The sequence below is a fragment of the Eubacterium sp. CAG:156 genome (assembly GCF_000434315.1).
In the GTDB taxonomy this organism is placed as follows: domain Bacteria; phylum Bacillota; class Clostridia; order Lachnospirales; family Lachnospiraceae; genus Eubacterium_U; species Eubacterium_U album.
Genome location: NZ_FR878168.1, coordinates 1 through 2,070 on the forward strand (window position 1 = coordinate 1; position 2,070 = coordinate 2,070).

General features: G+C 28.8%; 3 protein-coding genes. All 3 read left to right on the forward strand.

Going from position 1 to position 2,070, the window contains the following annotated elements; all coding sequences use genetic code 11:
- Window positions 1–57 precede the first annotated feature (57 nt).
- A complete protein-coding gene (locus tag ABMA45_RS07395) occupies window positions 58–411 on the forward strand; it encodes a DUF4299 family protein (RefSeq protein WP_022089251.1) in 354 nt (117 codons plus the stop codon).
- A gap of 670 nt (window positions 412–1,081) precedes the next feature.
- Entirely contained in the window at window positions 1,082–1,624 is a 543-nt protein-coding gene (locus ABMA45_RS07400; RefSeq protein WP_022089252.1) for an SMI1/KNR4 family protein, read from the forward strand.
- 87 nt (window positions 1,625–1,711) lie between these two features.
- A partial coding sequence (locus ABMA45_RS07405; protein ID WP_348030051.1) for a PoNe immunity protein domain-containing protein occupies window positions 1,712–2,070 on the forward strand: 359 nt, incomplete at its 3' end.

Consider the following 2,070-nt stretch of genomic DNA (forward strand, 5'->3'; position numbering starts at 1 on the left):
TATTAAAAGATATGAAATACTATCCATATGATTTGGTACATTACAAGGAGGAAAGAGATGGGATTATTCAATAAACTAAATAGAAATAAAGAAGAAAAAAACATGGATAATGCATTTGTGGCAACACCACATTTTTATGCAAACGCAGACAAAAGAGTATTTGGTGCTATTGCATTAACGGAGGGAAATTGTACTATTCTTCCACTTAATCCTAAAGAAGAATATAAAGTTGATGGAAAAAAAGTTGATGAGTGGAAGATGGTATTAGTAAGTACAACGTTAGATAAAATAATAGGAGAAGTTGATTATTATTCTGCTATTAAAAAAATCAAAGCGGATGCATGCAAAAAGGGAAAATCTATAATCGTAGATGGATTGTCTCTGGAAAAATTGATGGAACTTGCAAAATAATATAAAAACAATAATTCACCTAATTATATTGGTTGAGGTAAAGTATAAAAATGATAAAGTGACCAATGATGTATATGTGTATAAAGTGAATTATAAAGGTTCAATTATAGACTATACATTATATTAGGAGAAAAGGTTAAAATACTTTAGAATACTGAATAATAGAGTAATTGGAGAAGGATATGAAAAAATTAAAAAAGGACTTATTATTGGTTTAATCCTTATAATTCTCGTAATAAGTGGGATGTTTCATTTTATTAGAATTAAAGAAATAACAAGATTTGAATGTAATCACATAATAAATAAACCCACATTTAGGTGTTGGACAAAAGAATCATTAATCAATTGGAGTAAAGATGCAGAAAAAAAGGGCATGTTCGATGTGAGTGAGTTGAAAAATGATTTGAAAGATATAGATGATAATCAAAGATTGATTGTATCGGTTGGACGGGAAATAAGTTTTTTTACAGAATAAGACCATTTAAACTAGTTAAAGTAAAGTATAAAAATGATAAAGTGACCAATGATGTATATGTGTATAAGGTGAACTACAAAGGTTCAATTATAGATTATACGGTATACTAGGAGTAAAAGAGTGACCAAAATAGCTACTCTTTTACTAATTAACCATAGCAATAATGATGATATTGCAGGAGTAAGGGGAAAATAAATGTTAATAGCAAAATATGGTAATGGCTCTATTGAGCAAATAGAAGAATTTGAAATCAGAAATAAAATTTTATTGGAAGAGAACTATAAAAATTTTTTGCTTAAATATAACGGAGGGGATACTCCTAAGACAATTTTAATAAAGGGAAAAAGAAAAGAAATAGTTAGATGTTTATATGGAATTAACACTAAAAATAGCATAGAGGAACATATGAAAAATTTTGAAAGTAAAAGTTGTATGCCAATAGGAGAAGATACGTGGGGCAATTATTATGCTATTGGAGTTAAGGAAGATAATAAGGGGCAAATATTCTTCTGCGACCATGAGAAAGGCTATAAAGATATGAAAATCGCTGATTCAATAATAGAGTTTTTTTCAATGTGCAAAAGTGAAAAAATAGGTCATGTACGAACGATAGAGGAGCGGAAAAAAGCAGTAATAGCGGCAGAAAATTGGAGCAAAATCACTGAAAAAACAATTGAAGGATGGCAGAAAGAAATAGACAAATATGCCAATATAAACCAAGAAGAAGTACTGATATAGTAAGTTTAACTTAAATATATATGGAATGCATGATATCAGGGAGAAGAAGTAAACTACTAAATTATTAAAACAGTATTGGAGTAAAATATGAGAGATAAAATAATGCCTAAACAATATTTTGATAAATATATTGATAAACGAACTGAAATGCTATTGAAATACAATGCAGCATTTGAAAAAGGTGAGGTTAAAGAAGAAAGAGTAAAACCTGTAAAATATGCAATGAGCTTAATTGAAGAGTATATGTTGATTGCGAGATATTCGCGTGGGGATAACATTTGTGAAATAAAAGAAATGTACGAGAATATTTTTGAGAAATGGATATATGTATTTGAACCGGATAATTACAATCGGGCATTGAGAATGCTCTCGATAGGAATATGTCTTGAAACAGAAAAGAAGAATATAATAAGAGTTTACAATCTCCTTCAAAAAAGCAAAAAGGA

Excerpts from the sequence above, each read along its gene's own strand:
- ABMA45_RS07400 (WP_022089252.1), top strand. The coding sequence starts at position 1,082 with ATGTTAATAGCAAAATATGGTAATGGCTCTATTGAGCAAATAGAAGAA.
- ABMA45_RS07395 (WP_022089251.1), top strand. The coding sequence starts at position 58 with ATGGGATTATTCAATAAACTAAATAGAAATAAAGAAGAAAAAAACATG.